Annotated in this window: 24 protein-coding genes; 14 read left to right on the forward strand and 10 right to left on the reverse strand. The window is 60.6% G+C overall.

What is annotated here, in order from left to right; genetic code table 11:
• The first annotated feature begins 21 nt into the window (after nt 1-21).
• The 3 genes from metG to D1222_RS12295 all read left to right on the forward strand — a co-directional run bounded on the left by metG (nt 22) and on the right by D1222_RS12295 (nt 3,844).
• Nucleotides 22-1,764 (forward strand): methionine--tRNA ligase, encoded by a 1,743-nt coding sequence (gene metG / locus D1222_RS12285; protein WP_119454541.1) that lies wholly within the window; start codon nt 22-24, stop codon nt 1,762-1,764.
• Nucleotides 1,718-2,392: a hypothetical protein gene (locus D1222_RS12290; RefSeq protein ID WP_233348732.1), complete on the forward strand. Its 675-nt coding sequence runs from the start codon at nt 1,718-1,720 to the stop codon at nt 2,390-2,392. The genes metG and D1222_RS12290 overlap by 47 nt, the downstream gene beginning before the upstream one ends.
• A gap of 75 nt (nt 2,393-2,467) precedes the next feature.
• Nucleotides 2,468-3,844, forward strand: coding sequence for an amidohydrolase (locus D1222_RS12295; RefSeq protein ID WP_119454542.1), 1,377 nt, complete (start codon nt 2,468-2,470; stop codon nt 3,842-3,844).
• On the opposite strand, the gene D1222_RS12300 is transcribed toward D1222_RS12295, so the two are convergent.
• The 4 genes from D1222_RS12300 to D1222_RS12315 all read right to left on the reverse strand — a co-directional run bounded on the left by D1222_RS12300 (nt 3,836) and on the right by D1222_RS12315 (nt 8,011).
• Nucleotides 3,836-4,804 (reverse strand): alpha/beta fold hydrolase, encoded by a 969-nt coding sequence (locus D1222_RS12300; RefSeq protein ID WP_119454543.1) that lies wholly within the window; start codon nt 4,802-4,804, stop codon nt 3,836-3,838. The two genes, D1222_RS12295 and D1222_RS12300, sit on opposite strands and share 9 nt — an antisense overlap.
• A gap of 120 nt (nt 4,805-4,924) precedes the next feature.
• Complete coding sequence (locus D1222_RS12305) at nt 4,925-5,608, reverse strand: hypothetical protein (RefSeq protein ID WP_119454544.1); 684 nt, start codon at nt 5,606-5,608, stop codon at nt 4,925-4,927.
• A gap of 73 nt (nt 5,609-5,681) precedes the next feature.
• Nucleotides 5,682-6,884, reverse strand: coding sequence for an acyl-CoA dehydrogenase family protein (locus D1222_RS12310; RefSeq protein ID WP_119454545.1), 1,203 nt, complete (start codon nt 6,882-6,884; stop codon nt 5,682-5,684).
• Between the two features lie 11 nt (nt 6,885-6,895).
• Nucleotides 6,896-8,011 (reverse strand): acyl-CoA dehydrogenase family protein, encoded by a 1,116-nt coding sequence (locus tag D1222_RS12315; protein ID WP_119454546.1) that lies wholly within the window; start codon nt 8,009-8,011, stop codon nt 6,896-6,898.
• 174 nt (nt 8,012-8,185) lie between these two features.
• Between D1222_RS12315 and D1222_RS12320 the strand changes: the two genes are divergently transcribed.
• The 3 genes from D1222_RS12320 (at nt 8,186) to D1222_RS12330 (ending at nt 13,893) form a co-directional block, all read left to right on the forward strand.
• Entirely contained in the window at nt 8,186-8,758 is a 573-nt protein-coding gene (locus D1222_RS12320; RefSeq protein WP_119454547.1) for a hypothetical protein, read from the forward strand.
• A gap of 83 nt (nt 8,759-8,841) precedes the next feature.
• On the forward strand, nt 8,842-11,439 hold the full coding sequence (gene pepN, locus D1222_RS12325; RefSeq protein WP_119454548.1) for an aminopeptidase N: 2,598 nt from the start codon (nt 8,842-8,844) through the stop codon (nt 11,437-11,439).
• Nucleotides 11,440-11,520: 81 nt separating this feature from the next.
• Nucleotides 11,521-13,893, forward strand: a complete 2,373-nt coding sequence (locus tag D1222_RS12330; protein WP_119454549.1) for a sensor histidine kinase — start codon at nt 11,521-11,523, stop codon at nt 13,891-13,893.
• On the opposite strand, the gene D1222_RS12335 is transcribed toward D1222_RS12330, so the two are convergent.
• The 4 genes from D1222_RS12335 to D1222_RS12350 are packed head-to-tail and all read right to left on the reverse strand — an operon-like array spanning nt 13,894 to nt 17,370.
• The gene (locus tag D1222_RS12335; RefSeq protein ID WP_119454550.1) at nt 13,894-14,517 is read right to left on the reverse strand and encodes an ABC-type transport auxiliary lipoprotein family protein; all 624 of its coding nucleotides are present in this window, start codon (nt 14,515-14,517) and stop codon (nt 13,894-13,896) included.
• Nucleotides 14,514-15,476 (reverse strand): MlaD family protein, encoded by a 963-nt coding sequence (locus D1222_RS12340; protein ID WP_119454551.1) that lies wholly within the window; start codon nt 15,474-15,476, stop codon nt 14,514-14,516. The genes D1222_RS12335 and D1222_RS12340 overlap by 4 nt, the downstream gene beginning before the upstream one ends.
• Nucleotides 15,476-16,246 (reverse strand): ABC transporter ATP-binding protein, encoded by a 771-nt coding sequence (locus D1222_RS12345; protein WP_119454552.1) that lies wholly within the window; start codon nt 16,244-16,246, stop codon nt 15,476-15,478. The genes D1222_RS12340 and D1222_RS12345 overlap by 1 nt, the downstream gene beginning before the upstream one ends.
• Nucleotides 16,243-17,370, reverse strand: coding sequence for an ABC transporter permease (locus D1222_RS12350; protein ID WP_119454553.1), 1,128 nt, complete (start codon nt 17,368-17,370; stop codon nt 16,243-16,245). The genes D1222_RS12345 and D1222_RS12350 overlap by 4 nt, the downstream gene beginning before the upstream one ends.
• Nucleotides 17,371-17,470: 100 nt before the next feature.
• Here D1222_RS12350 and dgcA point away from each other — a divergent pair, with 100 nt between their 5' ends.
• Nucleotides 17,471-18,448 (forward strand): N-acetyl-D-Glu racemase DgcA, encoded by a 978-nt coding sequence (dgcA, locus tag D1222_RS12355; protein WP_119454554.1) that lies wholly within the window; start codon nt 17,471-17,473, stop codon nt 18,446-18,448.
• On the opposite strand, the gene D1222_RS12360 is transcribed toward dgcA, so the two are convergent.
• Together D1222_RS12360 and D1222_RS12365 are read right to left on the reverse strand one after the other, a co-directional pair.
• Nucleotides 18,445-19,542, reverse strand: coding sequence for a hypothetical protein (locus D1222_RS12360; RefSeq protein WP_119454555.1), 1,098 nt, complete (start codon nt 19,540-19,542; stop codon nt 18,445-18,447). The genes dgcA and D1222_RS12360 overlap by 4 nt on opposite strands.
• Nucleotides 19,543-19,545: 3 nt before the next feature.
• The gene (locus tag D1222_RS12365; protein ID WP_119454556.1) at nt 19,546-19,950 is read right to left on the reverse strand and encodes a VOC family protein; all 405 of its coding nucleotides are present in this window, start codon (nt 19,948-19,950) and stop codon (nt 19,546-19,548) included.
• 98 nt (nt 19,951-20,048) lie between these two features.
• Here D1222_RS12365 and D1222_RS12370 point away from each other — a divergent pair, with 98 nt between their 5' ends.
• The 7 genes from D1222_RS12370 (at nt 20,049) to D1222_RS12400 (ending at nt 25,809) form a co-directional block, all read left to right on the forward strand.
• On the forward strand, nt 20,049-20,465 hold the full coding sequence (locus D1222_RS12370; RefSeq protein WP_119454557.1) for a PaaI family thioesterase: 417 nt from the start codon (nt 20,049-20,051) through the stop codon (nt 20,463-20,465).
• Nucleotides 20,466-20,550: 85 nt separating this feature from the next.
• Complete coding sequence (locus D1222_RS12375) at nt 20,551-22,026, forward strand: serine hydrolase domain-containing protein (RefSeq protein ID WP_119454558.1); 1,476 nt, start codon at nt 20,551-20,553, stop codon at nt 22,024-22,026.
• A 110-nt stretch (nt 22,027-22,136) separates the two neighbouring features.
• Nucleotides 22,137-23,639 carry a flavin-containing monooxygenase gene (locus tag D1222_RS12380; RefSeq protein ID WP_119454559.1) on the forward strand — a complete coding sequence of 501 codons (1,503 nt, stop codon included), beginning with the start codon at nt 22,137-22,139 and terminating at the stop codon, nt 23,637-23,639.
• A gap of 75 nt (nt 23,640-23,714) precedes the next feature.
• Nucleotides 23,715-24,068 (forward strand): DUF423 domain-containing protein, encoded by a 354-nt coding sequence (locus D1222_RS12385; protein WP_119454560.1) that lies wholly within the window; start codon nt 23,715-23,717, stop codon nt 24,066-24,068.
• A 99-nt stretch (nt 24,069-24,167) separates the two neighbouring features.
• Complete coding sequence (locus tag D1222_RS12390; RefSeq protein WP_119454656.1) at nt 24,168-24,938, forward strand: SDR family NAD(P)-dependent oxidoreductase; 771 nt, start codon at nt 24,168-24,170, stop codon at nt 24,936-24,938.
• Between the two features lie 14 nt (nt 24,939-24,952).
• Nucleotides 24,953-25,324 carry a tRNA-binding protein gene (locus D1222_RS12395; protein ID WP_119454561.1) on the forward strand — a complete coding sequence of 124 codons (372 nt, stop codon included), beginning with the start codon at nt 24,953-24,955 and terminating at the stop codon, nt 25,322-25,324.
• Nucleotides 25,321-25,809, forward strand: a complete 489-nt coding sequence (locus D1222_RS12400) for a PaaI family thioesterase (RefSeq protein WP_119454562.1) — start codon at nt 25,321-25,323, stop codon at nt 25,807-25,809. Before D1222_RS12395 ends, D1222_RS12400 begins: the two co-directional genes overlap by 4 nt.
• Nucleotides 25,810-26,692 lie beyond the last annotated feature (883 nt).

The following is a 26,692-nucleotide window of genomic DNA, read 5'->3' on the forward strand; positions in this document are numbered from 1 at the left end:
TCGAGATTGACGGAAGCCATAATGACGAAGTCCGCCCCCCGCCGAATTCTGGTCACTTCTGCCCTGCCTTATATCAATGGGGTCAAACACCTCGGCAATCTTGCCGGGTCGATGCTGCCGGCAGACGTGTATTCGCGGTTTCAGCGCCTGCGCGGTCATGACGTTCTCTATATCTGTGCGACCGACGAGCACGGCACACCTGCAGAACTCGCCGCCCAGGCCGCGAATGTGCCGGTTCGCCAGTATGTCGATGAGCAGCATGAGATCCAGAAGAAGGCGGGTGAGGACTTCCTGCTTTCCTATGACCACTTTGGCCGCTCCTGCAGCGAAGAGAACGCCGCGCTCACCCAGCATTTCGCGCATGTGCTCGAGGCAAACGGCCTCATCGAAGAGCGCACCATGCGGCAGGTCTATTCGATCGATGATGAGCGCTTCCTGCCAGACCGCTATGTCGAGGGCACCTGCCCTCATTGCGAGTTCGAGAAAGCGCGCGGCGACCAGTGCGACAATTGCGGACGCCTGCTCGACCCGGTCGACCTGATCAATCCTTATTCGGCCGTCTCCGGATCGCGGAATGTCGAAGTCCGTGAAACGCGCCACCTTTTCCTGCTCCAATCGCAGATGCAGGAGCGCATCCAGGCCTGGATCGAAGCCTCGACCGACTGGCCGCCGCTTGCGCGGTCCATCGCGCTGAAATGGCTGGATGAGGGCCTGCGGGACCGCGCGATCACGCGTGACCTATCCTGGGGCGTGCCTGTCACCAATCCTGACGGGTCGATCCGCGAGGGGTTCGAGACCAAGGTCTTCTATGTCTGGTTCGATGCGCCGATCGAGTATATTGCCGCGACCGAAGAATGGGCGAAAGCGAAGGGCGAGCCAGAGGCATGGCGCCGCTGGTGGCGCACTGATGAGGGCGCTGACAAGGTGGACTATGTCCAGTTCATGGGCAAGGACAATGTCGCCTTCCACACGGTTGGCTTCCCCGTGACCATCCTGGGCTCGCAGGAGCCGTGGAAGCTTGTCGACCGACTGAAAGCCTTCAACTGGGTCACCTGGTATGGCGGCAAGTTCTCCACCTCCAACAAGCGCGGCGTCTTCATGGACCAGGCGCTGGACCTGCTGCCAGCTGACTATTGGCGCTGGTACCTGACCGCGAATGCGCCGGAAGGCTCCGACGCAGCCTTCACATGGGAAGGCTTCCAGTCCTCGATCAATTCAGACCTTGCCAATGTGCTCGGCAATTTCGTCAACCGGATCACCAAATACTGCGCGTCCAAGTTTGACGGCAAAGTGCCGGAAGGCGGCGAAGCGGGCGAGGCCGAAAGCTGGATGGTGGCCGAGCTTGAGACCCGCCTGCCACAACTGGTCCAGCACTATGAGAATATGGACTTCCGCAAGGCGGCCGCGGAAACGCGCGCCATCTGGGCGGCGGGCAATGAATACCTCACCAAGGCTGAGCCATGGGTGAAATACAAGAATGATGTCGATGCGGCCGCCGTCGGCGTTCGCGCAGGCCTCAACCTCGCGGCTCTGTTCGGCATCATCGCCCAGCCCATCATTCCTGAAGCGGCTGCGATGATCCTTGATGCGTTGGGCGCGCCGGAAGACCGGCGCACGCTCAGCGAAGAGGCATTCGCCGACATTCCAGCATTGCTCGATGCCCTGCCGCGCGGCCATGAAATCTCGCCGCCGGATGTCCTCTTCCGCAAGATTGAGGATGATCAGGTCGCTGAATGGACAGAGCGGTTCGGCGGCGAAAGCTGACATGCCGCTGCAGAACCGCGTCGATCCCTATGCCGCGATCCATGCGGTGTCGGCGCGCGGGACGTTCATGGGCAATCGTGGCGGCTGCTTCCACACGGAACACCGCACGCTGAAGCGCACCCATTGGAAGAGCAGGCAGTGGATTATCTGCCTGCTCGACTTCAAGGGCCGGAAACGCCAGCTGATGGCGCCCGGCCAGTATACCGAACTCTTCTTTCTTGATGAGGCAACGGCGCTCGCAGCCGGTCATCGCCCCTGTTTTGAATGCCGACGGGATGATGCGCGCGCTTTCAAGGATGCGCTCGTTCAGGCTGGACAAGTAACCGACACGGCGCGCGTCGCTGACATCGACAGGCTGATTGCTGGTGAGGTGCAGGATCGACTACGCGGCAAGGCAACCGCGCCGCAGGCCGAGGCATCCAGTCTCCCAGACGGCACCATATTCGACTGGCAAGACAGGGCATGGCTGAAGCTGAGCGGGGCATGTCTGCCATGGAGCTTCGATGGTTACGGTCCCGTATCCCGCCTTCCCGAGGCGCCCGTCAGCGTGCTGACACCGCGCGCGACCCTCGCCGCGCTGGCCGCCGGGTATAGGCCCTACATCCACAGCTCGGCGACCCCGAACTGATATCCGGCCCCATCTCTGGCCCGTGTTGAAAAGTCTGATAGTGTCTCCCTTACGAAAACGAAAAGGGACACGACCATGGTTTCCAGACTGAAACTGACCGCCTGCGCATCCGCCCTCTGCATGATGCTGTCGACGCCAGCCTTTGCGCAGCAATCAGTCCCGGAACCGGGCACCGACCTCGTTGAACTATATACTTGGCTGCACGCCAATCCGGAGCTCTCCTTCAAGGAATCGACCTCTGCCTCCATCATGGCGGCAGAGCTTGAGGCGCTGGGCTTCACCGTCACCACCGGGCTTGGTGATGAATGGACCCGCGCGAAGTCGCAGCGCGATGAAGGCACAGTCCGCGATGGCGTCGGCGGCTATGGCGTCGTTGGCGTCTATGAGAATGGCGAGGGCCCGACCGTCCTGATCCGCGCAGATATGGACGCGCTGCCCGTCCCCGAACAGACCGGTCTCGACTACGCCTCGGAGGTGATCAGCACGACGTGGACCGGCGTAGAGAGCCCTGTAATGCACGCCTGCGGCCACGACATCCACATGACCAGCTGGGTCGGCACCGCGCGTGAGCTGATTGAGAGCAAGGACGATTGGTCCGGCACGCTCATCATGCTTGCTCAGCCTGCGGAAGAACTCGGCCTTGGCGCCAAAGCTCTGCTTGAAGAAGGTCTTTATCAGGACTTTCCGTTGCCGGATTATAATCTGGCGCTTCATGTCAGCGCCAGCTCACCGGCCGGTACGGTGGCCTATTCGTCCGGCTACGCCCTCGCCAATGTCGACAGCGTCGATATCCTGGTCAAAGGCGTTGGCGGCCACGGCGCCTATCCACATACGACCAAGGACCCGATTGTCATCGGCTCTTCGATCGTCATGGCGCTACAGACCCTCGTTTCGCGGAATGTCGACCCGCAGACCCCCGCCGTCGTCACCGTCGGCTCTTTCACGGCGGGCGCAAAGCACAACATCATTTCGGATGGCGCAGAGCTTCTTCTGACGGTCCGTTCCTATGATGATGCGACACGCCAGCTTCTGCTTGATGGCATCACGCGCATCGCCAAGGCGCAGGCCGAAGCCTTCGGCGCGCCAGAGCCAGAAATCTCCATTGACAATGACTACACCCCGTCGACCTACAACACCCCCGCCCTCGCCGACAAAGCGATGACCGCGATCCGCGCGGCCATTGGCGAGGAGAATGTCATGGAAGTGACGCCGGTCATGGGCGGTGAGGATTTCTCCCAGTTCGGTCGCACCGAAGAAGATGTCCCCGGCCTGATCTTCTGGCTCGGCGCGATCAACCCGGACACCTATGCCGCCGCGCAGAATGGCGGCGATCCGCTGCCATCGCTCCACTCACCTTTCTTTGCGCCGGACGCCGCGCCGACCATCAAGACCGGTGTCAGCTCTATGACCGCTGCGGCGCTCGCCCTCTTCAGCGAGACAGCGTCAGAGTGATTTCAGCCAATCCAGCAGGATCGCGTTCACCTCATCCGGACGCTCCTGCTGGGTCCAGTGGCCGCAACCTTCCAGCAGGTGGGCCGCCTTCAGATTTGGCAGATTAGGCTTCATTGCTTCTACGGGATCGCCCGGAAACATCTTCAGGACGAGATCACGCGTGCCGCCGATGAACAGGCTCGGCTGGTAGATCTTGCTGTCGTCCAGCGATGTCAGGAAAGCATGGTCACGCTCATGATTGCGATAGCGGTTGAGCGGGCCGCGAAAGCCGGATTCGCGAAACTGGGAGTCGTAATAGGCGACATCTTCCTCGCTCAGCCACGGCAGCGGCATGTCTGGCTCCGGCAGACGATGAAGCAGCGTGTCGCCATGCTTCTTGTCGATCGGCCATGTCCCGTCAGGCGCATCACCTGAGATGGCGTAATAGAATTTGCGAATGGTCGCGGCCGGATCCGCCTCGAGCTCTGCTTCCGGCGGGCCCTGATCCTGAAAATAGACCTGATAGAAAAACATGCCGCGCGCGGTGAAAAACTCGCGGAAGACTTGGATGGCCGGTTTGTCGCCCAGCGGAAGGTACGGGACCGAAAGGCCGGCTACGGCCTTGAACTGGTCTGGATAGAGCAGCGCCGAATTCCAGGCGATCGGCGCGCCCCAGTCATGACCAATCACAATGGCAGGCCCACCGGGCTGGAGCGCCTTCGCCACGCCGGCAATGTCCGCCGTAATGGTTTCCATGTCATAGGCTTCGACAGGCTCTGGCTTGTCAGAGCCGCCATAGCCGCGCACGTCGACCGCAACCGCGCGGTACTCTGCCCCGCCGACAGCAGTCAGCTGATGGCGCCAGGAATACCAACTCTCCGGAAAGCCATGCACGAAGAGGACAAGCGGGCCGTCCTTTGGCCCTTCTGCGGCCGCCCGCAATTTGATTCCATTGGTCTCAACGTGGAAAAATTTGGGCATGTCGCGCTTCCTGCTTTAGCACCGCCATTGCAGACGGAACGGGATGTCTGAAGCGCGAAGTCTCGCACCCATCCCGCAAGCCTGCAATCATGGCGTCGGGGAAGCCCGCCCGCCTGCCCGCTACTGGCCGCCGGCTGCCGCGCGCTGGCTCTGATTAATGGCGATGACCGTCTCAGGATGGGTGAAGAAGCGGTAGCCGACATCCTGCCCATGATCTTCGATCGCCTGCAGGAAGGTCGCAAACTCGATCGGAATGATGTTGACCGGGTCGCTCGCCGTCTCGTCGCTGCCAGCAAGCTTTTCAGAAAGCGCCTGCGCGTCCGAATAGCTGGTCATGACAGGCGTCACCGGGCCTTCAGCGGTCTGTAGCTGTACTTCGAGACTGCCGCTCGTGACAAAGAAGACCGGCGCCATGAAGTCACCGACCTCAGGGGTCAGCTCACGGGCGTTCGCGATTTCAGCTTGCGAGCCCTGAAAGATAATCGCGCCCTTCCAGTCGAGCAGCAGACGCCCGAGGTCCACGATGCGGATATTCATCGACTGGTCTTCGAGCGGGGCAAGCTGCGCCTGCGCGGCGCCGGGGGTCAGGAAGACCACGATTGCCGGATCGCCCTCTTCGGACTGCACCGAGGCAATCCCGCCGTCCGGATTGGCGAGCACGGCGACCTGTAGTCCCTGCAGCGCGATGATCATCGGATTGGGGGCAGCGGCCTGCGCGCGCTGCGGCTGCGCGGCTTCCTGCGCCTGAACGAGAGGGGCGCCCACTGCGAACGCAGCAGCGGCACAGGCCAGTAGACGGTTCATGAAAACTCCCCTCTAGAACGCGTAACGGGCGCAGGCTTAACACCTGCGCCCGCAATCGCAAGGAGAGACCTGATCAGCCCTGTTTCAATTCGTCGAACGGCACTTTCTTGTCCACACGAACATCCTGAGGCAGGCCCAGAACGCGTTCGGCGATGATGTTTTTCAAGATCTCGTCGGTACCGCCCGCAATGCGAAGGCCCGGCGCCCACATGAAGCTCTGCTGGAACAGTGCGTTCGCAGGCATCGTGTCGGTATCATTCATGATGCCGTAATGGTCCTGCATCTCGATGGCCGAGTTACAGATGTCCTGAAGCTGGTTGGCCGTGATGATCTTGCCGATGGAGTTTTCAGGCCCCGGCGTATCACCGCGCGACAGCGCCGTCTGTGTGCGGAACTTGGTCAGGCTGTAGCCCTGTGCGGCGACATACCAGTCAGCAAGCTTTTCACGGAAAGCCTGATCGGTGAGCGAGCCCGTATCGCGGGCATACTCCATGATCTCTTTCCAGTCAGGGCCCGGCGAACCACCGACGGCCAGACGCTCGTTCATCAGCGTCACCAGCGCGACTTTCCAGCCATCGCCAACTTCGCCCAGACGGTCGGAATCGGGGATGCGAACATCAGTGAAGTACACTTCGTTGAATTCGCGGCCACCAGATGCCTGGTGGATTGGCTTTGCCTCGACGCCTTTCTGGTGCATGTCCACGATGAACATGGTGAGGCCCTTATGCTTAGGGGCCTTCGGGTCGGTGCGGGTCAGCACGATGCCGTAATCAGAGAAGTGCGCACCGGTGGTCCAGACTTTCTGGCCATTGATGACCCACTCATCGCCGTCCTTGATGGCACGGGTCTTCACGCCCGCAACGTCAGAACCGGCAGCTGGCTCAGAGAAGAGCTGGCACCAGATTTCCTCGCCGCGGAGCGCCTTCTCAACATAGCGCTTCTTGTGCTCGTCAGAGCCGAACGCGATGACCGTCGGCACGCACATGCCAAGGCCGATCGTGAACGGGCCAGTTGGGGCGTCGAACTTGCCCTCTTCCTGATTCCAGATGACCTGTTGCATGGCCGTGCCACCACGACCGCCCCATTCCTTGGGCCAGGTGATCTGCGCAAAGCCGCCTTCAGCCTTGGTCTTCTGCCATTCCTTTGCGCGCTTCAGGAAGTCCTCACCGGTTGGGCGGCGCGGGGAATTGGCGTCTTTTGGTTTCAGGTGTTTTTCAAGGAAGCTGCGCGCCTCGACGCGGAATTCTGCTTCTTCTTTTGTGTCATTGAAGTCCATTTTAAGTCCTCCTAGGCAGCATTCTTGCGCTCAAGCGCGCTAACGAGTTTCTCTTTCCAGACCTTTGGCGATCCAGCCTGCACCGCCAGCAGCTTGGCGCGGCGATAGAAGAGGTGGCAGTCCACCTCCCAGGTGAAGCCCATGCCGCCATGCGTCTGGATATTCTCCTTGGAAGCAAACCAGTAGGCTTCGCTCGCCGCAAGGCGGGATGATGCCGCAGCCTCCGGCAGCTCCGACGCATCGGTCGAAAGTGCCCACGCGCCGTAATAGCAATTTGAGCGCGCGACCTGGTTCTTCACATACATGTCAGCAAGCTTGTGCTTGATCGCCTGGTTGCCACCAATCGGACGGCCGAACGCATAGCGATCCTTGGCAAACTCGGTCGCCATTTCGAGGCAACGGTCTGCGCCGCCGAGCTGTTCGAACGCCAGCAGGACGGCTGCGCGGTCGAGCACACGGTTGTGATAGTCTTCACCTTCGCCGGCCTTGCCGAGGCGCTGGGCCGGGGCACCGTCAAAGGTGATCTCGGCGTGGCTGCGGGTCGGCTCGAGCGTGCTGACCTTCTTGCGGCTGACACCTGCTCCAGTCAGGTCGACCAGCACGAGGCTCGCGCCAGATCCTTCCTTGGCGAGGACGACCGCGTGGGTCGCAATGTCACCATCGGTGACCGGGATTTTCGTGCCGGTGAGCTTCGAGCCATCAAATGTGGTTTTGAGCTTGGAAGGCTCCGGATTGCCCGGGCCTTCGCTGGCAGCGTAACAGCCGACCACTTCGCCGCTGACGACCTTCTCAAGCACTTCCTTCTTCTGCTCTTCAGAGCCTGCCGCCTTGAGAGCTTCAGCGAAGAAATAGGTGGTCGAAGCAAATGGCACAGGCGCGAGAGCGCGGCCCATTTCTTCTGCGATCACGCAAAGCTCCAGCATGCCGAGGCCAAGCCCGCCATACTCTTCCGGGATCGCTGTCCCGATCCAGCCCATCTCGACGACCTTGTTCCAGACGCCATCATGATGGCTCTTGCTTTCGTCGTTCAGCACCTCACGGACATGCGCGGTGGTGCATTGTGCATTGAGAAATTTACGCGCCTCGCCCGCGAGAAATTTCTGGTCCTCTGAAAAGTCGAAATTCATACGACCTCATCTCCCTTTGTAAGCCTTTGAAAGGGAGCATAGCGCGGTCTCCGCAGGCGAAAAGCGGTATCGCAAGGTAAGGAAGCTGCTGCGCGATAGGTGAAATTTCACCGACCTGTTTCACCGCGTCTCAAAACTGCTGTGCCATAGCAATTCCCAGACTGGAGTACGCGAATGGCCAAGGCACTGTTTCACAAGTCACAGCGGGTTTTCATCAAGCCCGTCGGCACGTGGGGAATCATCGAGAAAGTCATCCCTCACTGGGTGAAGGATGTCGAAGAACCTCTGCGCGTGACCTATGATGTCGGTCTTGGACGCGAGTTTTCCGCCCCCGAGCTTGTCTCTGAAGAGGTGATGCACGGCCGGTCCAAGGCGCGGATGGAAGATGACCCGACCACGGAACACTGGCGCATCCAGCGCGCCAAGAACCGCTGGCAGGAAAGCGATGACGTTTCCGGCCACCCTTTCCCCGGCACGTTCCCGGTCGTCATGACCGATGAGAATGACTGGGGCGGCTGGCGCGTGCCGGGGTCAGAATATGACCGCGATCCACACAAGATCGAGTATCAGGCCCGCCTGATCGTGAACTCGCCGCAACTTCTCTCCATGGTTCGCAAGCTGGCCGAGTATACTGCCCGCCATCCTGATCAGGTCCCCGACGAGATGAAGACCCTGCTTAGACCGGCCAAGGATGCGCTGCGCCACATCTATGATGTCGCGAGCGCGCCGAGACAGGCTGCAGAGTAAAGTCAGCCCATCCCATCGCGGGTGATTGAGAGGCCCGAGGAGACATCCTATCTGTCATGCAGGACGATGACAGAGGATGAATCATGCTGCGCACAGACACGCCCGTTTCGGTAAAGCTGGAAGAGTACACGCCCTATCCATTTGAGATCGACCAGGTCTCGCTGGACTTCTCTCTCGAACCAGCAGCGACACGGGTGAAAGCACGCATGAATGTCCGCCGCACGCAGCCAGGCGCGCTTGTTCTCGACGGCGTCAAACTGGACCTCAATGAGATCCGCCTCGACGGTAAAACGCTCGGCCCTGATGCCTATGAGCGTACCGACGAGACGCTGACGATCCACAAAGTCCCGGATAAGTTTGTCCTTGAGACCGACGTCACCATCAACCCGTCCGCCAATACCGCGCTATCAGGTCTCTACATCTCTGGCGGACGCTTCTGCAGCCAGTGCGAGGCGACGGGCTTTCGCCACATCACCTACTGGCCAGACCGCCCTGACGTGATGAGCCGCTTCCATGTGCGCATGGATGCCGACAAGTCTAAGTATCCCATCCTGCTGTCCAACGGCACGCCAGGCGAAAGCGGCGATCATTCTGATGGCCGCCACTACGCCGAATGGGACGACCCGCACCCAAAGCCGTCCTACCTCTTTGCCCTCTGCGCTGGCGACTATGATGTCTGGCGCGACACCTTCACCACGATGAATGGCGACCATGTCGACCTCGGCGTCTATGTCGACAAGGGGCAGGCCGCCAGCGCCGAATGGGCAATGGAAAGCCTCAAAGCCTCGATGAAATGGGATGAGGAGCGGTTCGGCCGGGCCTATGATCTTGGCGTCTTCAACATCGTCGCCGTGCGCGACTTCAATTTCGGCGCCATGGAAAATAAGGGTCTGAATATCTTCAATTCGGCCTACGTCCTCGCGAGCCAGGAAAGCGCCACCGATGCCGACTTCGAAGCGATCGAGAGCATCGTCGGCCACGAATATTTCCACAACTGGACCGGCAACCGCATCACCTGCCGCGACTGGTTCCAGCTCTGCCTCAAGGAAGGCCTGACGGTCTTCCGCGATCAGGAGTTCTCATCAGACCTGCGCTCACGCCCGGTCCAGCGCATCAAGGACGTCATGCGCCTTCGCGCACGTCAGTTCGCTGAAGATGCTGGCCCGCTCGCCCACCCTGTCCGTCCGAGCAAATATGGCTCCATCGACAATCTGTACACAGCGACAGTCTACGAGAAGGGCTCCGAGCTTATCCGTGCACTGACCGTCTTTATAGGGATCAATGCCTTCAACAAAGGCATGCAGATCTATTTCGACGAGTATGATGGCACTGCCTCTACTATCGAGGACTTCTACAGCTGTTTCGAAAAAGCGTCCGGCAAGGATCTCAGCCAGTTCCGCCGCTGGTACGCTCAGGCCGGCACGCCTGAAGTGAAGGTGGAGGAAAGCTGGGACGCCGCAAGCAGCACGCTCACACTCACCCTCTCGCAGAAGACGCCCGCAACGCCCGGCCAGCCAACTAAAGAACCTGTGCCGATCCCGCTTCGCACCGCCCTGCTCGACGGCAATGGCGCCCATGTCAGCGTCGAAGGCTGGGACAATGGCGAAGGCGTCATCGTGCTTGAAGATAAGAAGATAACCGTCGACCTGAAGGTCACGGGCACAAGCGAAAAGCCGCTCCTCTCCATCAATCGCCAGTTCAGCGCGCCGATCCGTATCGACCGTGAACTCACCAATGAGGTTTTGCTGGAGCTTGCAGCCGCCGAAACCGACCCATTCAACATCTGGGACAATTTCCAGACGCTTGCCCGCACCGAAGTCTTTCGCCTGCTGGATAATCCGCAGTCGCCGCCAGATGAGGCGCTGGTTGGCGCACTCGGCGATGCTGTCCGGTCGAACGAAAGCGACCCGGCTTTTGCCGCGCTGCTCACCGCGCTGCCTGACATTGGAGAACTGTTCCAGCACCGCGAACCGGTAGACCCCGCAGGCCTGAACGATGCCCGCAAGCGCCTGCGCAAGGCGCTGGCCGAGAACCTCAAACCCGACGCCGAACGCATTCTTGCCAAGCCGTCCCCTGCCCCGTTCAAACCGGACGCCGAACAAGCCGGCATTCGCGCCCTGCGCTCTGCCATGATTGGCCTCACCGGCGCGCTCGACACCGCCGACGCGTCACGCAAGCTGAAGAGCCTGTTCGATGCTGCGCCGAACATGACCGAAAGCCTCGCCTGCCTTCGCACGCTCGTGCCGTTTCAGACGCCAGAGCGCGACGAGGTAATTGAGAGCTTCTACGAAACCTGGAATGAGAACCCACTGGTCATCGACAAGTGGTTTGCCGTCCAGGCTGGCCAGGGCACAGCCGACGATGCACGCCGCCTGTCACAGCATCCCGATTTTGATCTCTCGAACCCGAACCGGGTGCGGTCGGTGGCCGCCGCCTTCTCGATGACCAACCTTGCCGCCTTCCACGCCCGCGACGGCGAGGGGCACAAGGTGATCGGCGACATTATCCTCGAAGCCGACAAGCGCAACCCGGCCCTCGCCGCCCGCCTGCTCACCAGCTTTGAGCAGTGGCGGAAGCTGGAGCCCGTCGCCAAGGCCAGCGCTGAAAAGGTGCTCAAACAGCTTCAGTCGGAGTCGCTTTCGAAGAACGCGTCCGACATCCTTGCCCGCGCCCTCGGCTAAGGCGACAAGCCCCTATTAACCCTAACGAAAAGCTTTTCTGATCAAGCAGGAAAGTTGACGGGGTTGATAAGGGGCACGCCCTTGGCGAAGCAGAATGACAAGGAAAAGCGTCCCAAGCGGAACGCCGAAGGTCGGCCGGCCTCCCCCGCTGTTCTGGTCGTCACCTTTGTGATCCTTGCTGCGTCCATCGCCATGGTCGCATGGAATGCCCAGTCGACGCGCGATGCCAATGCACTTCGTCTTGCTGAACGCGACGCACTTCTCACCAGCCATGCGCTGAACTCTGCTGCCGACCGTGCAACGGAAAAGCTGGATGTCCTTCGTGCTTCGGGTCGCAGGCTCGGCGCCATTGATGCCACAGACATCGGTGTCGATAGCCTCATTTCGATTCAGGCTGCGCGCGGCTCCAATGATGAGCGCAATCGCCAGCTCGCTGCGCTTGCGCAGGAAATGATCGCTGCCGGTGTGCGCCTGCGGATCACGCCGAACAACGAAATCATGCTCATCCACCCGCTCGATGAAGCGGCGGGTACCGTCATGCGCGTGTCGCTGGACAAGTGGCTGCCCGGTGCAAATGCATCCCAGCGCATCATTCTTGACGGTGATCGCACAGTGTCTATCGGCGGCGACAGCGTCCTTCCCCCAAATGCAGCCGTGCTGAATGGTAAAAGCAGCTTTCGGTGGCAGGGTCTGACTAGCCGCTCGCTGACCGCTTGTTCAGACGTAGCCGGAGCCAATTTCAGGCTCTGCCTCAACCGGGCGAGCCCGATCCTGACGCAGGCCAATGCCCTTCAGTTTCTCCTCTACGCCATCCTTCTCGGTGCGCCCGCTTTGGCGGTCTTCGGCCTCTACCGCACCGCCCGCGGTGCGAACCCCGCAGCCGAGGCGACGAAGCGCGACGATCCAAAGGCCGTACGCGTCGCGAACGCAGCCGAAAATGGCCAGCTTGGCGCATGGCAGATATCCCCAGAGACCGGCATGGCCTGGCTGAATGATCAGACTGCACGCCTCTTCGGCTTGCAACTGGCTGGCGAGCTTCACCTGTCCGAACTCATGGAACAGATATTCCCCGAACATCGTGAGAACTTCCAGCGCGCAATTGATGCCTGCCGGACGGGCAAGCCGATGTCCGTCGATGTGGCGACCAAGATGTCACGCGGCGAAACCTTCGTCGAGTTTCGCGGCAGCATGGACCGGCTGGATCACGCCGCTCAGCCGACCATGAGCGGTGTCGTTTTCGACGTTACTGAAGCGGTCCGGCAGCGGGAGCGTCAGCGCTCTTCTGAAGCTCGCCTACGGCTCGCCATTGAACACTTTCCTTGCCCGTTCGCCCTCTGGGATGGTCGCCGCCGGCTTACCTTCTGGAACAAGGCATTCGTACAGCTTTTCCAGCTGGAGGAGGTCGTCAGGGTCGGTGTCGCCTATGAGACCATCATGCTGGCCCGCACCGCCAATGCCGTCAGCGAACGCGGCTCGGAAGAAGACCCCCACACGACAATTGTCGGGCTGGCGACAGGCCAGTGGATCAAGGTTGTCGAACGCCGCTCGCCCGCTGGCGGTGTCATCACATTCGGCCTCGACGTAACGCAGGATGTGAAGAGCGAAGACGAACTCGTCCGCCAGAAGAAGAAGCTCAGCGCTGCCGTGCAGGAGCTTGCCCGCTCCGAAGGGCATAACGCAGAACTTGCCCGCAAATACAATGAAGAGAAGGCCAAGGCCGAACGCTCTGCTGACTCCAAGAGTGCCTTCCTAGCCAATATGAGCCATGAGTTGCGCACGCCTCTCAATGCGATCAACGGCTTCTCGGAAATCCTCGTGAACGAGATGTATGGCGCGCTCGGCGATGAGCGCTACCGCGATTATGCGCGCGATATCCTGACCTCAGGTCAGCACCTTCTCGACATGATCAACGACATCCTCGACATCGCCAAGATCGAGGCTGGCAAGATGACGATCGACCCGAAACCGATCGACCTCGTCGACCCGGTCGATGCCGCTGTCCGCATGATCCGGCGCAAGGCTGAGGAGAAGAACGTCCACCTCTCGCTGCAGGCCCCCGATGATTTGCCTGAGGTCGATGCTGACCACCGCGCTGTGCGCCAGATGGTGCTCAACCTACTCTCAAACGCGATCAAGTTCACCGACGATGGCGGGCGCGTGATTGTTGCTGTGCAGGATAAGGGCGACTTTGTCCGTGTGGCCGTTCGCGACACAGGCGTCGGCATCCCGAAAGAACATCTTCCGCGTCTCGCTCAGCCATTTGAACAGGTTCATGAGACGAGGGAGCGCAATTATGAAGGCACGGGCCTCGGCCTCGCCCTCACCAAATCCTTTGCTGAAATGCATGGTGGCCGCTTCTCGATCGCCAGCGAAGTCGGCAAGGGAACAATGGTCAGCTTCTACCTGCCGGTCAGCAAGACCACGACGTCGAGCCCCAGCATCGCAATGGCCTGATCAGCCGTCGAGGCTCTCATCCGCCTCATCTGTGCGGGGCACTGCCCGCTCTGCGATAAACCCTGCCGCTTTCTCAACGCACAGACGTCCAGCATCAGACAACGCACGGGCGCGGGCAAGATCTCCCTTCGCCGCAGCGCCTGATCGCGCCGAGACAGACTGTTGCGCGACCGGGACGCGGCTACGGCCATCGAGCAGGGTCAGCTGAAGTTCGCAGACGCCTTCGGTTCCCTCCAGTGAGAACTCAGACACGCGCCAGTAGAGCTCATACTCGCCGCTCACGCCCGTCACATCATCGACAGCCAGCCCCGGCGCATCGCCCTGGAAAGCATCGAGCAGCGTTACCTGGAACATGCGCGTCGCCCGATCGGCCCAGGCCACGCCGGAGACAACTTTCAGGCCGCCATCCGGGCTCTGCGATGTGATCGTGCGCGACGCAAACAGGCGCGGCGCATCAGGCTCGCGGATCACCACATGCGTGCGCAACTCAGCCAGTGCCTGCGGCTCTGCCAGCCGATAGACCGCTTCTGGCTTTGGCTGTTCTGGCAGGACGGACACACAGCCAGCGGCAGCGATCGAAACCGTGAGCGCAGCGGCGGTGCAGATGCTTCTCTTGGAGGTCATTCTCCATCCTTCTCATATGGCAGCGGATCGCTCCGCAGGAGGCCTTGCGGGTTCTGTTCGATTTCACGCGTCAATCGGTCCAGCCGCGCAATGAGAACGCGCAAGTCCTGCGCAACGATCCGGAAATCGACAACAGCATCTGTCCCTGGCCCTTCGATCACGGTCGCAGCTGCATCAACAGCGCCCTCAACGCGCTCGATGGCGGACTGGGCAGACGTCGTGACCGCTTCGAGATCTTCAGTGATCGACGAGATCTCTTCGCCAATGCGCTTGACCTCGACACTCGCATCACGGCCAAGCTGGCCAAGATCGCGCGAGGCCTGATCGAAGCTCTGCGCCGCATTATTGGCGTTCTGGAGGAGGTCGTTCACATCGGTGAAGATCTCGCCATTGCCGCTCAGCGCTGATGTGATGGCTTCAACATTCTGCACCGTGTTGGACACGGCATCGATATTTTCCTGGCTGAGTAGCTCATCGATCCTCTCAAGCGCCAGTGTTGCCCGGCCCATGACCTCTGTACCGCTGGAAACCAGCGCGCTCAGCGGATTGGATTCGGTCTTGATCTCAGGGATGTTCTCGCTTGAAGCGCGCTTCAGCCATTCAGCCTGCGGCGCACCGGCGTTGATCTGGATGAAGGTGACCCCGGTGATACCCGCAAACTCGATCGAAGCGGTGGAGTCGGTCTTCACGGGCGTCTCATTGTCGACGCGAAGGCGCGCGCGGACCTTGGAGGCATCATCCCGGTCAATCCCGATCGATGTCACTTCGCCCACCTTGATACCGATATACCGGACCGATGCGCCCTCCTCGAGCGTCACCGGCCCTTCAAAGACCGCATCATACACATCGTAATCACGGTTGAACTGCGACTGGCCAAGCCACAGCACAAAGCCGAGAGCCGCGAGCGCCGCGATGATGACGAATGCGCCAATCAGCGCATAGTTTGCGCGTGTTTCCATTAGCTCTCTCCAGCCTGTGCTGCCCGCCCGCGCGGGCCGCAGAAATAGTCCTGTATCCAGGGGTCGTCATTGCGACGAAGCTCTTCAATCGTACCGGCCGCGATGACTTTCTTACGGCCAAGTACCGCGATCCGGTCACAGGTCGCAACCAGCGTATCAACATCATGGGTGACCAGAAACACGGTAAGCGACAGCGCGCTCTGCAGCTCGCGCACCAGCGTATCAAAGCCTGCCGCCGTGATCGGGTCGAGACCGGCCGTCGGCTCATCAAGGAAAAGGATCGGCGGGTCGAGCGCCAGCGCCCGCGCCAGGGCTGCCCGCTTGCGCATACCACCAGAGAGGTCTGACGGGAATTTCGGCCCGGCGCTATCATCCAGACCGGACATTCGCAGCTTCTGGTCGGCAAGCTGCTTCATAAGTGGTTCTGGAAGGTCTGTATGCTCACGCATCGGGACCATAACGTTTTCGCGCACGGTGAGGTTCGAAAACAGCGCGCCGTCCTGGAACATGATGCCCCAGAGGTTCTGGACTTCACGCAAATCATCGCCCGAAAGGTCTGTGACGTTCTGATCGAAGACCTCCACCGTGCCGGTCTCCGGTGGCTTCAGTCCGACGATGGCGCGAAGCAGGACTGACTTGCCGGTACCCGACGGGCCGATAACACCAAGCACCTCGCCTTTCATCACATCGAGATCGAGCCCCTCATGCACCGTGTGCGTGCCATAAGCGGTCGTGAGCCCGCGAACCTTGATCGCAATTTCTTCGCTCATACGCCAAGCTCCAGATAGAAGATGGCGAATAGCGCATCGATGACGATGATCGAGAAAAGGGCCTGAACGACCGACTTCGTTGTCGACTGGCCGAGAGATTGAACGCTCCCACCTACCAGCAACCCCTGACGACAACCGATCAGGGCGACGACAAGCCCGAAAACCGGCGCCTTGGACATACCGACCCAGAAATTCTCAATTGGAACATAGTTCTGCAGGCGATTCATGAACACGGTCGGGTTGATATCGAGCGCTAGCCAGCTGACGAATGCACCGCCGCCAACGCCGAACAGGACAGCTATAAGTGTCAGGACCGGCGTCATCACGAGCATTGCGAAAGCGCGCGGGACAACCAGCACATCCATCGGGTTCAGGCCAAGCGTTGTCATCGCATCGACCTCCTGACGCATGCGCATCGCGCCGATCTGCGCTGTAAATGCGGAATTTGTGCGACCAGCCAGAATGATGGCTGTGAGGATGACACCGAACTCGCGAAGGATCGCGATGCCGACCAGTTCAACGGTAAAGATCGTTGCGCCAAATTCTGAAAGCGTCGTTGCGCCGATAAAGGCGACCACCATGCCAACGAAGAATGAGAGGAAGGCAACGATCGGCACCGCATCGAGGCCAGAATCTTCCATCACAGAGACAAGCGCCGTCCAGCGCATCTTGGACGGACGCGTCACGATGTGCGCCATCGCCATGATGGTCTCACCCAGAAAAGAGAGCGTCTCGACCGTCTCGTCGATGAAATGCATCGTGGCGCGCCCGGTCCGCTCCAGAAGGTCAACGACGCCGAATTCCCTCTTGCGCGCCTCGTCGTCACGCTCTGGGCGCAATTCACCCGCCTGCTTCAGAAGCGCAGTGGCTTGGTCGCTCGCATTGACTGGCTCAACGTTGCCTGCGCCTGAGCGGCAGGCGAAACGGTCGATGACAAAGGCGCCTGCGGTGTCGAGCTTGCCGAGCTCGGCGCAATCGACCTCCAGCCCATCAAGTCCGGAGGCATCTTCGGACGCAAGCCTGTCTGAAATCTTGCCGACCGTATGGATGGTCCAGTCGCCGGACACGCTGAGCCGGCCGCGCGAGGCGTCAGTCGTCAGCTCATATTCAGGCGTAACTGGCATGCCGGTCCTGTTTCTCGCTCAAAGCGTATGCGCGCGCGGACCTTGAGCATGACAGCAAGCTGCTTACAACATCCGGCAATACAGCTAGAGCTTATTGCATATGATCACGCTTTCAATTGAGCACGTCTCATCCCCGCTGGCGCGGGAATTTTCCATCTCACGTGGCGCCAAGACATCTGCCGAATCAGTACTCGTGACGCTGCAGCAGGACGGGGCGGCAGGCCGCGGCGAAAGCGTGCCCTATGGACGCTATGGCGAAACGGTCGAAAGCGTCATAGCCGCCATTGAAGAACACCGCGCTGCCATTGAAGGCGACCTTACGCGCGACGCGCTCCAGACGCTTATGCCCGCAGGTGCCGCGCGCTGCGCCGTCGACTGCGCCATGTGGGATCTTGAAGCAAAGCGGACAGGCAAACCCGTCTGGCAACTCGCTGGCCTTCCAGAACCGGCACCCCTCGAAACAGCCGTGACCATCGTCCTCTCCAGCGCAGATGAAATGGCGAAAGCGGCCAGAGATGCGCCCGGCAAATTGCTCAAGGTCAAGCTTGGCGGCGACGGCGATATGGACCGCGTGCGCGCCGTCCACGAAGCACGCCCCGACGCCCGACTCATTCTCGATGCAAACGAACAGCTTGAGGCTGGCGCCCTACCCGGCCTTGCCCGTGAGGCAGCCAAGCTCGGCGTCGTCCTGATCGAACAGCCCTTCGCTGATGGCCAGGATGGCGCGCTCCTGAAGCGCCCGCCGGAAGTCGCGATCTGCGCCGATGAGAGCGCCCACACACGTGAGCAGGTGCAGGACCTCGCCCGGCTTTACGACGCGGTGAACGTCAAGCTCGACAAGACTGGCGGCCTCACCGAAGCCATCGCCATGGTCCGCGAGGCCAAGGCCTGCGGTCTCGGCGTCATGGTTGGTTGCATGGTGGCTGGCTCCATCAGCATGGCCCCGGCCGTGCTTCTCGGTACGCTCGCCGACGCCGTCGATCTCGATGGCCCGCTCTGGCTCTCAAAGGATGTCGAGCACGGCCTGACATATGAGGGCGGAACCGTTTTCCCGCCCTCAAGAGATCTATGGGGCTAGGCGTCCAGAACGTCCTTCCAGCCAGATGGCGCATGCGGCCCGATGAAGAGCTGCTCCAGCGCGCCGATGCCCTCTGACGATTTCCCGTCAGGGCCTTCATGGGTCACCTTGGAGATCGCCTGAATGTGCAGATTGGTCGGCTCTTTCCAGGTCATCACGCCCGGTTTGAAGTCCTCCCGTTCGATCGCATACTCGCCCTTATAGACGCCATGGCCCCAGCTCGGATGGCCATAGCCAAGCCCCTTCATCTGGAAGATAGACTGCGGTTCATAATGAACCTTGTGCAAGCGGCCCTGCGTATCAGTGACCTCAAGAAGGCCCTTGCTGATCCGGCGTGTACCGGCCTCATACTCAGCCGAGAACTTCGGATGATCGAGATGCATCAGACCGTCCGCATCGGCGCCGTCCATGCCCAGCACAGCGCGCGTGTTCCAGCTCTCGCCCTTCTCATCCTCATTGACGTGGAAATAGACGGCGAGGTTCTCGAAATTGAGCGGCGTCCAGACCCAGTAGAACTGGAACGGTTTTTCAGGAACCACGGGCTGCGGGTCCTGCGCCCCGATTGGCCGCACACCCCAGCTTCTGTCGCGCGTGCCGTAATAGCTCGACACCTCGATGCGCTCGCCGTCCACCTCGATCCAGCCATTCCAGTAGCCATTCTGCGTCATGCGGGTGACATCCATCACCGTGCGCGAGCCTGAGCGGCGTTGGAAGCGTGGCTCCTCAACCGGGAAGTGACGCCCTTCAAAGGTCAGCTCGCCCGAGATGCCCTCAGCACCTTCCAGCGTGATCTTCACAGAGTGAAGCGGCTGGAGCACGTCGATCTTCATCGGCCCGACGCGCGTATCCATCCGTTCATGGTGCATGACCCGCGACAGGTGTACCGAATGCTGCACCCCGTCCTTCAGGACCGAAAACGCGCCGTCCATGATGTTGAGGTGCGGGTAGACACCAAAGGCCGCGCCGAAGAAGACAGAGCCATCCTTCGAATAGCCATTGAAGAAGTAGCGGTCGTAGAAATTGCGGTCGGACCCTGCGACCCAGACCGGTTCAGGTGTCTGGTGGATCGGGTATTCGTCGCCCCATGTGAGCATTGGCTAGCCTTTCTTTTCTATACTTGCGCCGAACCCGATAAGGTTTCCGGCAGGGTCCCAGAGATGAAATTCGCGCATGCCATGGCCAAGCTGATCCTTGGGTTCAGCCTCGATACGCCCCGGCACGAAGTCGTTATAGGTTGAGGCTTCGAGCCATTCGGCGTGAAGCAGGTCGAGATGCTCGACACAGGCGATTTCCGTATAGCAGGCTGTGTTCTCCGCTATGGACCGGTCGGCACATTTCCAGAGATGAAGCGCCAGCTTGCCGCGCCGGACGATTGCGTAATTCCCATCGTCGAACACAGTCGTCCGAAAGCCCAGATGCTTTTCATACCAGCGGGCGGCCTCGCCCGGATCGGGCGCAGCAAATTTCGGTGCCGTGTGTGATCCCTCCAGCGGATCGTACATCCGGTTTCCTTCCCTGTCGTGACCTCTTGGCGGGTCTTTCCTCTTGCCTACACTGTCGAAACCGGAGACCGGGATCAATCACTGACGCGGGGAGAGACATGACGTCGAAAGTTACTGCGGAGGAAGCAAACGCTTTCCTCACCAAGGCCTTCAACAGTTCCCAGAACCGGTCCGAAGTCATCCTGATGGAAGATGGCCACGCCATCATGCGCCTGAAGGCTGGCCCAGAACACCTGCGCCCCGGCGGCTACATCTCCGGCCCGACGCAAATGACCCTGGCTGACAGCGTCACCTATATGGCGATCTTCACGCGCCTCGGGATCACGCCGATGACGGTGACGAGCAACCTCAACATCAACTTCCTGCGCCCCTGTATCGGCGAAGCCGTTATCGCAGAGGCAAAGCTGATGAAGCTCGGCAAAACGCTCGCCGTCGCCGAGGTGGAAATTCGCGCCGAAGGCTCCGACAAGGTCGCAAGCCACGTCATCGTGACCTATTCGATCCCGGCAAGCTGAGTGCGGCCCGGCCCCGGCCGGGTTTCCGCTCGCCTTCGCGCGACCGTCTGCTAAGCTTGTCCGGAAAAGACTCTGGAGGGGTGTCATGATCCGCACAATGCTTATCGCAACAACTGGCCTTGCCGCGTTCGGCGCAGGCGCTTCGGCGCAATCTGCCGAAGAGCAGCTGGAGTCGCGCTACCGCGCCCTCGCGGCGATCATCGATGCCCGCCTCGAGAGAGAAGCGGTGCCTGGCGCATCCTTTGGCCTTATCCATGACCAGTCGCTGGTCTGGTCTCACCATTATGGTGTCGAAGACAAGGAAACCGGCACGCCTGTCACGGGCGATACGGTGTTCAGCATCTGCTCTGTCTCGAAGCTCTTCAACGGCGTTGCAGCGATGTCGCTCGTGGAGGAAGGATCGCTCGATCTCGATCAGCCGATCTTCGACTATGTCGGCACGGACGGCCCAAAGGATGAAACGGGCGCCGAGGAAACCGCCACCCTTCGCAATATTCTCAGCCATGTCTCAGGCTTGCCTCGCGAAGGCGTGGAGGACTTCTGGACCGATACGTCATTCCCGGACACTGCCGCCCTCATGGCCTCGACCAGTGCCCATGACCAGCTCTACAGGCCCTATGATCACTGGCAGTATTCCAATCTCGGCATGGCCCTTATCGGCGAGGCGATTGCAGGGGCAAGCGGCAAAAGCTGGGGCGACTATATCACCGATACGATCCTCACGCCGCTCGGCATGAGCGAGACGCGCACCGACATGCCGTTTGAAGAGGTCGGCAACGGTTTTGCGCGCGGCTATTATGTCCGTAACGGCAAGGGTGAGCGCGCCCCCGTCCCGGAGCACACATTCAAGGCCTACGCACCGGCCGCGGGTATCGCGTCCAGCGTCAATGACATGGCGAAATTCGCCAGCTGGCACTTCCGTCTGCACGAAAATGGCGGTGAGGAAATCCTGAAAGCAACCACGCTGCGCAACATGCAACGCGTCCATTGGGTCAACCAGGATTTCGATGGACCTGCCTGGGGGCTCGCCTATGCGGCAAACCGCTACGGAGAGAAAACGCTGTGGGGCCATGGCGGCTACTGCCCCGGCTCGCGGACCGAGTTCGTCATGCGCCTGCCCGATAAGACCGGTTATGTGATGATGATGACGGCCAATGACGTCATCACAGGCTTCTACACCCGGCTTGCCTATGACTTTCTCAATGCAAAGGTCACGGCAGTCCATGGCGCGGATGACGAAGCGGCAGAGGACGAAGAAGACACCGGCGAAGTAGATACCGAGGCGCCCGATGTCGATCTGTCCGACTTTGAGGGCTATTACGCACCCGAAAACTATGACTGGGACCGCTATATCGGCATCGATGACGGCAAACTGTTTTCGATCTCTGTCTTCAACAGCGATCCAGTGAAAAACATGGAAATCTTTGTCCATGACGAAGGTGACCGGTTCTACCGCCAGCGCGACGATGAGAGCGAAGGCGAGCCCGTCATTTTCGAACGAGACGAAGCGGGGAACGTGGTCGCTATCGTCCAGCATAGCTATCGCAGCTACAAGCGGTGAGCCAGGCCGCCCCTCGCCGCGCATTCCGCTGCGGCATAGGCACTCTCCCCTATGTCTGGAGGCGTCCGCAGTGCTAGTCTGACCTCATAAAAGTCCAAGGGAGGACAAGTATGAGCGAACAGATACTCGATGTGCTCATCGTCGGTGCCGGTATTTCCGGCGTTGGAGCAGCCCGCCACATGAAGACCCGCTGCCCGGGCAAGAAGGTCGCCGTTTTTGAGGCGCTGGACGGCTTTGGTGGCACGTGGAAGGTGCACACCTATCCCGGCATCCGCTCTGACAGCGACCTCTACACCTTCGGCTACCGCGACAAGCCTTGGACCGGCCCGCCTATCGCCACGGCCGACGAGATCCTCACCTATATGGGCGAGTTCATCGAAGAGAACGGCCTCGCCCCGCTCATTCATTACAATCACAAGATCACGAAGGCTGAATGGTCGTCGGCTGAAAAGCTCTACACCGTCACCTATGAGACCCCTGACGGCGAGCACACCGTAAAGGCGCGCTTCCTCTGGATGTGTCAGGGCTATTACGACCTCGACAAGGGCTACACGCCCGACTGGGACGGTATGGACAGCTTCAAGGGCGAAATCGTCCACCCTCAGAACTGGCCGGACAATATCGACCTTTCCGGCAAGAAAGTCGTCGTCATCGGCTCTGGCGCAACTGCCGCCACGCTGGTGCCGAACATCGCAAAGTCATGCGACCACGTCACCATGCTCCAGAGGTCGCCCACCTATTTCTCGACCGGGCGCAACGCGAACGACCTCGCCGACGAGCTCCGCCGCCTCGAAATCGATGAGGAGTGGATCCACACCATCATCCGCAAGAAAGCGCTGACCGATCAGCGTGACTTCACAGCGGCCGCACGGTCTGACCCGGACGCCGTGAAGAAAATGCTGTTCGACAACATCAAGGCCGTCATGGGCGAGGATTGCGACATGACGCCGTTCACGCCGAACTACCGGCCGTGGCGCCAGCGCATTGCCTTCGTGCCGGATGGCGACTTCTTCCACGCGGTGCGTGAAGGCAAGGCCAGCGTTGTCACCGACCATATCGACCGCTTTGTCCCCGAAGGCATCAAGCTCAAGTCCGGCGAAGTGCTTGAAGCCGACATCATCATCACGGCGACTGGCTTCAATCTCAAATTCCTCGGCAACATTCCCTTTGTTGTCGATGGCGAACCGATCGATTTCAATGACCGGCTCACCTGGCGCGGCATGATGATCGAGGATGTGCCGAACATGCTTTATGTCTTCGGGTATTTCCGCGCCAGCTGGACGTTGCGTGTCGACCTGCTCGGCGACTTCATGGTCCGCCTGCTGGAACATATGGACCAGACCGGCGCCGCCGAAGTGCGCCCGCAAGTGCCCGCAAATGAGCGTGCCCTCGAGCGGATGAGCTGGATGGACGCGGTCGACTTCAACCCCGGCTACCTGCAGCGCGGTGAGCACCTGATGCCGAAGCGGATCGATCATCTCGAATGGCAGCATACGCAGGACTATTGGCACGAGAAGGACGCCCTTCCAGAGGTCGACCTTGATGAAGCTTCCCTCGTCTATGAAGACGCCTCAGGTCAGCTTGTCGGCAAGGCCTCAGCCAACGCCGCCTGACCGGTCCACTGAGACGGAATGCACCATTGATGGCCTCCAGCCGCCTGCTCTAGGACTGCTGGCTGGAGGCCCCAAATGGCATTGACCCTTATCGCTTCAGTTCTTGGCTTTGCTGGTGTCGCCCTCGGCGCATTCGGCGCGCATGGCATGTCTGGCCGGTTCTCACCGGAAAGCCGCGGCTGGTGGGAAACCGCCACGCTCTACCTGCTTGTTCATGCGGTCGCCGTCTTTGCCGCCAGTCTGTCAGGACGCACCGGACTCTTTTCCGCTGGCGGCTGGGCGATGATCATCGGGGCCGTGATCTTCTCCGGCACGCTCTACGCCATGACGCTCGGCGCACCGCGCTGGTTCGGCGCCATTACGCCGATTGGCGGCGTCGGCCTGCTCATCGGCTGGGCCCTCTTCGCGGTCGCTGCCCTGCGCAGCTGAGTTTCACTCCATCAGGTTTCCGCAAGGTATTGGCAGCGCGCGCGATTTGAATATGGTGCGGCGCCAGATACTGCACATGTGAAATAAATGGAGGAAACCATGGCCAGTCTTTTCGATCTCACCGGCAAGGTCGCGCTCATCACCGGCTCGTCCCGCGGCATCGGCAAATCGATCGCCGAAGAGATGGCAGAGCAAGGTGCAAAGGTCGTCATTTCCTCGCGCAAGCCCGGCCCCTGTCAGGAAGTCGCTGAAGCGCTGAATGAGAAGCATGGCGCAGGCACGGCGATCTCCGTCCCGGCCAATATCTCCTCCAAGGATGAACTTCAGCACCTTGTGGACGAGACGCGCGCCTCTTTCGGCAAGATCGACATTCTGGTCTGTAACGCCGCCTCCAACCCGTATTATGGCCCGATGGAAGAGATTGGCGATGAGCAGTTCGAGAAGATCCTCTCCAACAACATCATCTCCAATCACTGGCTGATCCAGATGGTCGCGCCAGAGATGAAGGAGCGCAAGGACGGCGCAATCGTGATCATCTCATCGATTGGTGGCCTCAAGGGCTCTCCGGTGATCGGCGCCTACAACATCTCCAAGGCGGCTGATTTCCAGCTTGCCCGCAACTATGCGATCGAGCTCGGCCCGCACAATATCCGCGTGAACTGCGTCGCCCCCGGCCTCATCAAGACCGACTTTGCAAAAGCGCTCTGGGAAAACCCTGAAAACGCCGCCCGCATCGAAAAAGGCACGCCGATGCGCCGCATTGGTGACCCGGTCGATATTGCCGGCGCAGCCATTTTCCTCGCATCGGACGCTGGCAAATACATGGCTGGCCAGATGATCGTCGTCGATGGCGGCTCCGTCATCGTCTAGGAAAGACCACACCCATGCATAAGGTAGACCTGCCGGGCGACGCCCCGGCAGACCCGACCGATTTCGACACGTTCCGCCAGATCGATGTGCGCATCGGCACCGTGCTGGAGGCCGCCCCGCTTGAGGGCGCGCGCAAGCCGGCTATCCGCCTCGTCATCGATTTCGGCCCGGGTGTCGGCGAAAAGAAATCCTCGGCCCAGATCACCGAACACTACACCCCCGAACAGCTTGTCGGGCGTCAGGTCATGGCCGTGGTGAACTTCCCGCCACGCCAGATCGGCAAGTTCATGTCCGAAGTCCTGACCCTTGGCTTCCCCGACGACGGCGGCGCCATTGTGCTGGCCGCACCAGATACGCCAGTCCCGAACGGAGCCCGCCTCGCATGAGCCTCGCCTATAATCCAGAAGACTATTCGCCGATGTTTCAGGGCTTCCTGAAGGGGATCAGCTCTGGCGACTGGCCAAGCAAGCCAAAAGGCATCGCGAAGCTCGGCATCATGCCCGAAGACTGGCTAAAAGAGATCGAGCCCGGCCGCGTCCACTATGTCTGGCCAAACGATGGCAGCCACGACATCCAGCCGGGCCGCGCCTTTGGCGGCTGGGTCGGCGCCCTGTCCGATCACGTCGTCTCCATCTGCATGTTCTCCGCCCTCACTGACGGCGAGGCCTTCACCACGCAGGACCTCCAGATCAAGCTCTTCCGACCCGTCAGCCACGGCGACATCACCATCAAGGCGCACGTCGTGAACCGCTCGAAATCAACCGGCTATATCGAAGCCGAATGGCGCAACGCCGAAGGCAAGCTGCTCGTCAAAGTCCTCGCCTGGAAAGCCATCCGTACGGTGGAAGCGATCCACGGGCAGAGGGGTTAGGCGGCCGGACAGCGGCCCTGTCCTCAAGCCTCTTCTTTGGCTCTCACGTTCCGAAAACCCCTGCGTAAGCAGGGGTCCATGGTGCTTCGCCTGAACCTCCGTGTCCCAGCGTGGGGTTTTACGATGGATACCTGCCTTCGCAGGTATCTGCGGCACGCCGCGCGTAATCTTACACGTGCCCGTCAAAACACGCGTCACCCTCGACGGGCGTAAGCCCGTCTGAGGGTCCAACTCCAGCCATCGCCGCCCTGCGTGCCATCAAAGTTCGAAAGATGGACGCTCAGACCGCGTCCCGCGGTCGAGCGTGGCGCTCCGTTGTGGGTTCTATCCCTACCATTCCGAAGACCCCTGCGAAGGCAGGGGTCCAAGGTGCTTTGCCTGAAGCGTCAGTTGCGGGTTTTAGGGATCATCCTGGATACCTGCCTGCGCAGGTATCTTCGGAATGAAACGCGTCATTCAAATCGCAGGATTCTTGGCGCTGGCCCCCTCCGCCCTGCCGGGCACCTCCCCCGTGAACGGAGGAGGAAAACGCAACGCTGATGGTGGTCTCCTTCCCCCGCATGCGGGGGAAGTGGCCTGCGAAGCAGGTCAAAGGGGGCTGTGGGACAAAACAAATCCATCCCCACCCTCTCAAACCACTCCCATACTACACACCTCCCATCACCAGACAGGGCGGTCCGGACCGACCGGAAGGTGATGGCTTCGAAGCTGGTCTGCCCTTGGGCAGATCAATCGATCCGGTGGATCGATTGAAAGCGCAGAAGGCCGCGGCAGCGGCTCGCTTGAGAGCCATGCAGCGGGGAGTGCGAAGGTGACCGGTGCTGCGGGTGGGGTGTAACGCCCCTGCCATGTGGTCGGCGTCATGTGGGGTAATCAGTGCTGC

It is taken from the genome of Henriciella algicola, from assembly GCF_003576245.1.
Classification (GTDB): Bacteria; Pseudomonadota; Alphaproteobacteria; order Caulobacterales; family Hyphomonadaceae; genus Henriciella; species Henriciella algicola.

Coding starts and splice junctions, on each gene's coding strand:
- metG (WP_119454541.1), top strand. CDS start 22: ATGACGAAGTCCGCCCCCCGCCGAATTCTGGTCACTTCTGCCCTGCCT.
- D1222_RS12290 (WP_233348732.1), top strand. CDS start 1,718: ATGATCAGGTCGCTGAATGGACAGAGCGGTTCGGCGGCGAAAGCTGAC.
- D1222_RS12295 (WP_119454542.1), top strand. CDS start 2,468: ATGGTTTCCAGACTGAAACTGACCGCCTGCGCATCCGCCCTCTGCATG.
- D1222_RS12300 (WP_119454543.1), bottom strand. CDS start 4,804: ATGCCCAAATTTTTCCACGTTGAGACCAATGGAATCAAATTGCGGGCG.
- D1222_RS12305 (WP_119454544.1), bottom strand. CDS start 5,608: ATGAACCGTCTACTGGCCTGTGCCGCTGCTGCGTTCGCAGTGGGCGCC.
- D1222_RS12310 (WP_119454545.1), bottom strand. CDS start 6,884: ATGGACTTCAATGACACAAAAGAAGAAGCAGAATTCCGCGTCGAGGCG.
- D1222_RS12315 (WP_119454546.1), bottom strand. CDS start 8,011: ATGAATTTCGACTTTTCAGAGGACCAGAAATTTCTCGCGGGCGAGGCG.
- D1222_RS12320 (WP_119454547.1), top strand. CDS start 8,186: ATGGCCAAGGCACTGTTTCACAAGTCACAGCGGGTTTTCATCAAGCCC.
- pepN (WP_119454548.1), top strand. CDS start 8,842: ATGCTGCGCACAGACACGCCCGTTTCGGTAAAGCTGGAAGAGTACACG.
- D1222_RS12335 (WP_119454550.1), bottom strand. CDS start 14,517: ATGACCTCCAAGAGAAGCATCTGCACCGCCGCTGCGCTCACGGTTTCG.
- D1222_RS12340 (WP_119454551.1), bottom strand. CDS start 15,476: ATGGAAACACGCGCAAACTATGCGCTGATTGGCGCATTCGTCATCATC.
- D1222_RS12345 (WP_119454552.1), bottom strand. CDS start 16,246: ATGAGCGAAGAAATTGCGATCAAGGTTCGCGGGCTCACGACCGCTTAT.
- D1222_RS12350 (WP_119454553.1), bottom strand. CDS start 17,370: ATGCCAGTTACGCCTGAATATGAGCTGACGACTGACGCCTCGCGCGGC.
- dgcA (WP_119454554.1), top strand. CDS start 17,471: ATGATCACGCTTTCAATTGAGCACGTCTCATCCCCGCTGGCGCGGGAA.
- D1222_RS12360 (WP_119454555.1), bottom strand. CDS start 19,542: ATGCTCACATGGGGCGACGAATACCCGATCCACCAGACACCTGAACCG.
- D1222_RS12365 (WP_119454556.1), bottom strand. CDS start 19,950: ATGTACGATCCGCTGGAGGGATCACACACGGCACCGAAATTTGCTGCG.
- D1222_RS12370 (WP_119454557.1), top strand. CDS start 20,049: ATGACGTCGAAAGTTACTGCGGAGGAAGCAAACGCTTTCCTCACCAAG.
- D1222_RS12375 (WP_119454558.1), top strand. CDS start 20,551: ATGATCCGCACAATGCTTATCGCAACAACTGGCCTTGCCGCGTTCGGC.
- D1222_RS12380 (WP_119454559.1), top strand. CDS start 22,137: ATGAGCGAACAGATACTCGATGTGCTCATCGTCGGTGCCGGTATTTCC.
- D1222_RS12385 (WP_119454560.1), top strand. CDS start 23,715: ATGGCATTGACCCTTATCGCTTCAGTTCTTGGCTTTGCTGGTGTCGCC.
- D1222_RS12390 (WP_119454656.1), top strand. CDS start 24,168: ATGGCCAGTCTTTTCGATCTCACCGGCAAGGTCGCGCTCATCACCGGC.
- D1222_RS12395 (WP_119454561.1), top strand. CDS start 24,953: ATGCATAAGGTAGACCTGCCGGGCGACGCCCCGGCAGACCCGACCGAT.
- D1222_RS12400 (WP_119454562.1), top strand. CDS start 25,321: ATGAGCCTCGCCTATAATCCAGAAGACTATTCGCCGATGTTTCAGGGC.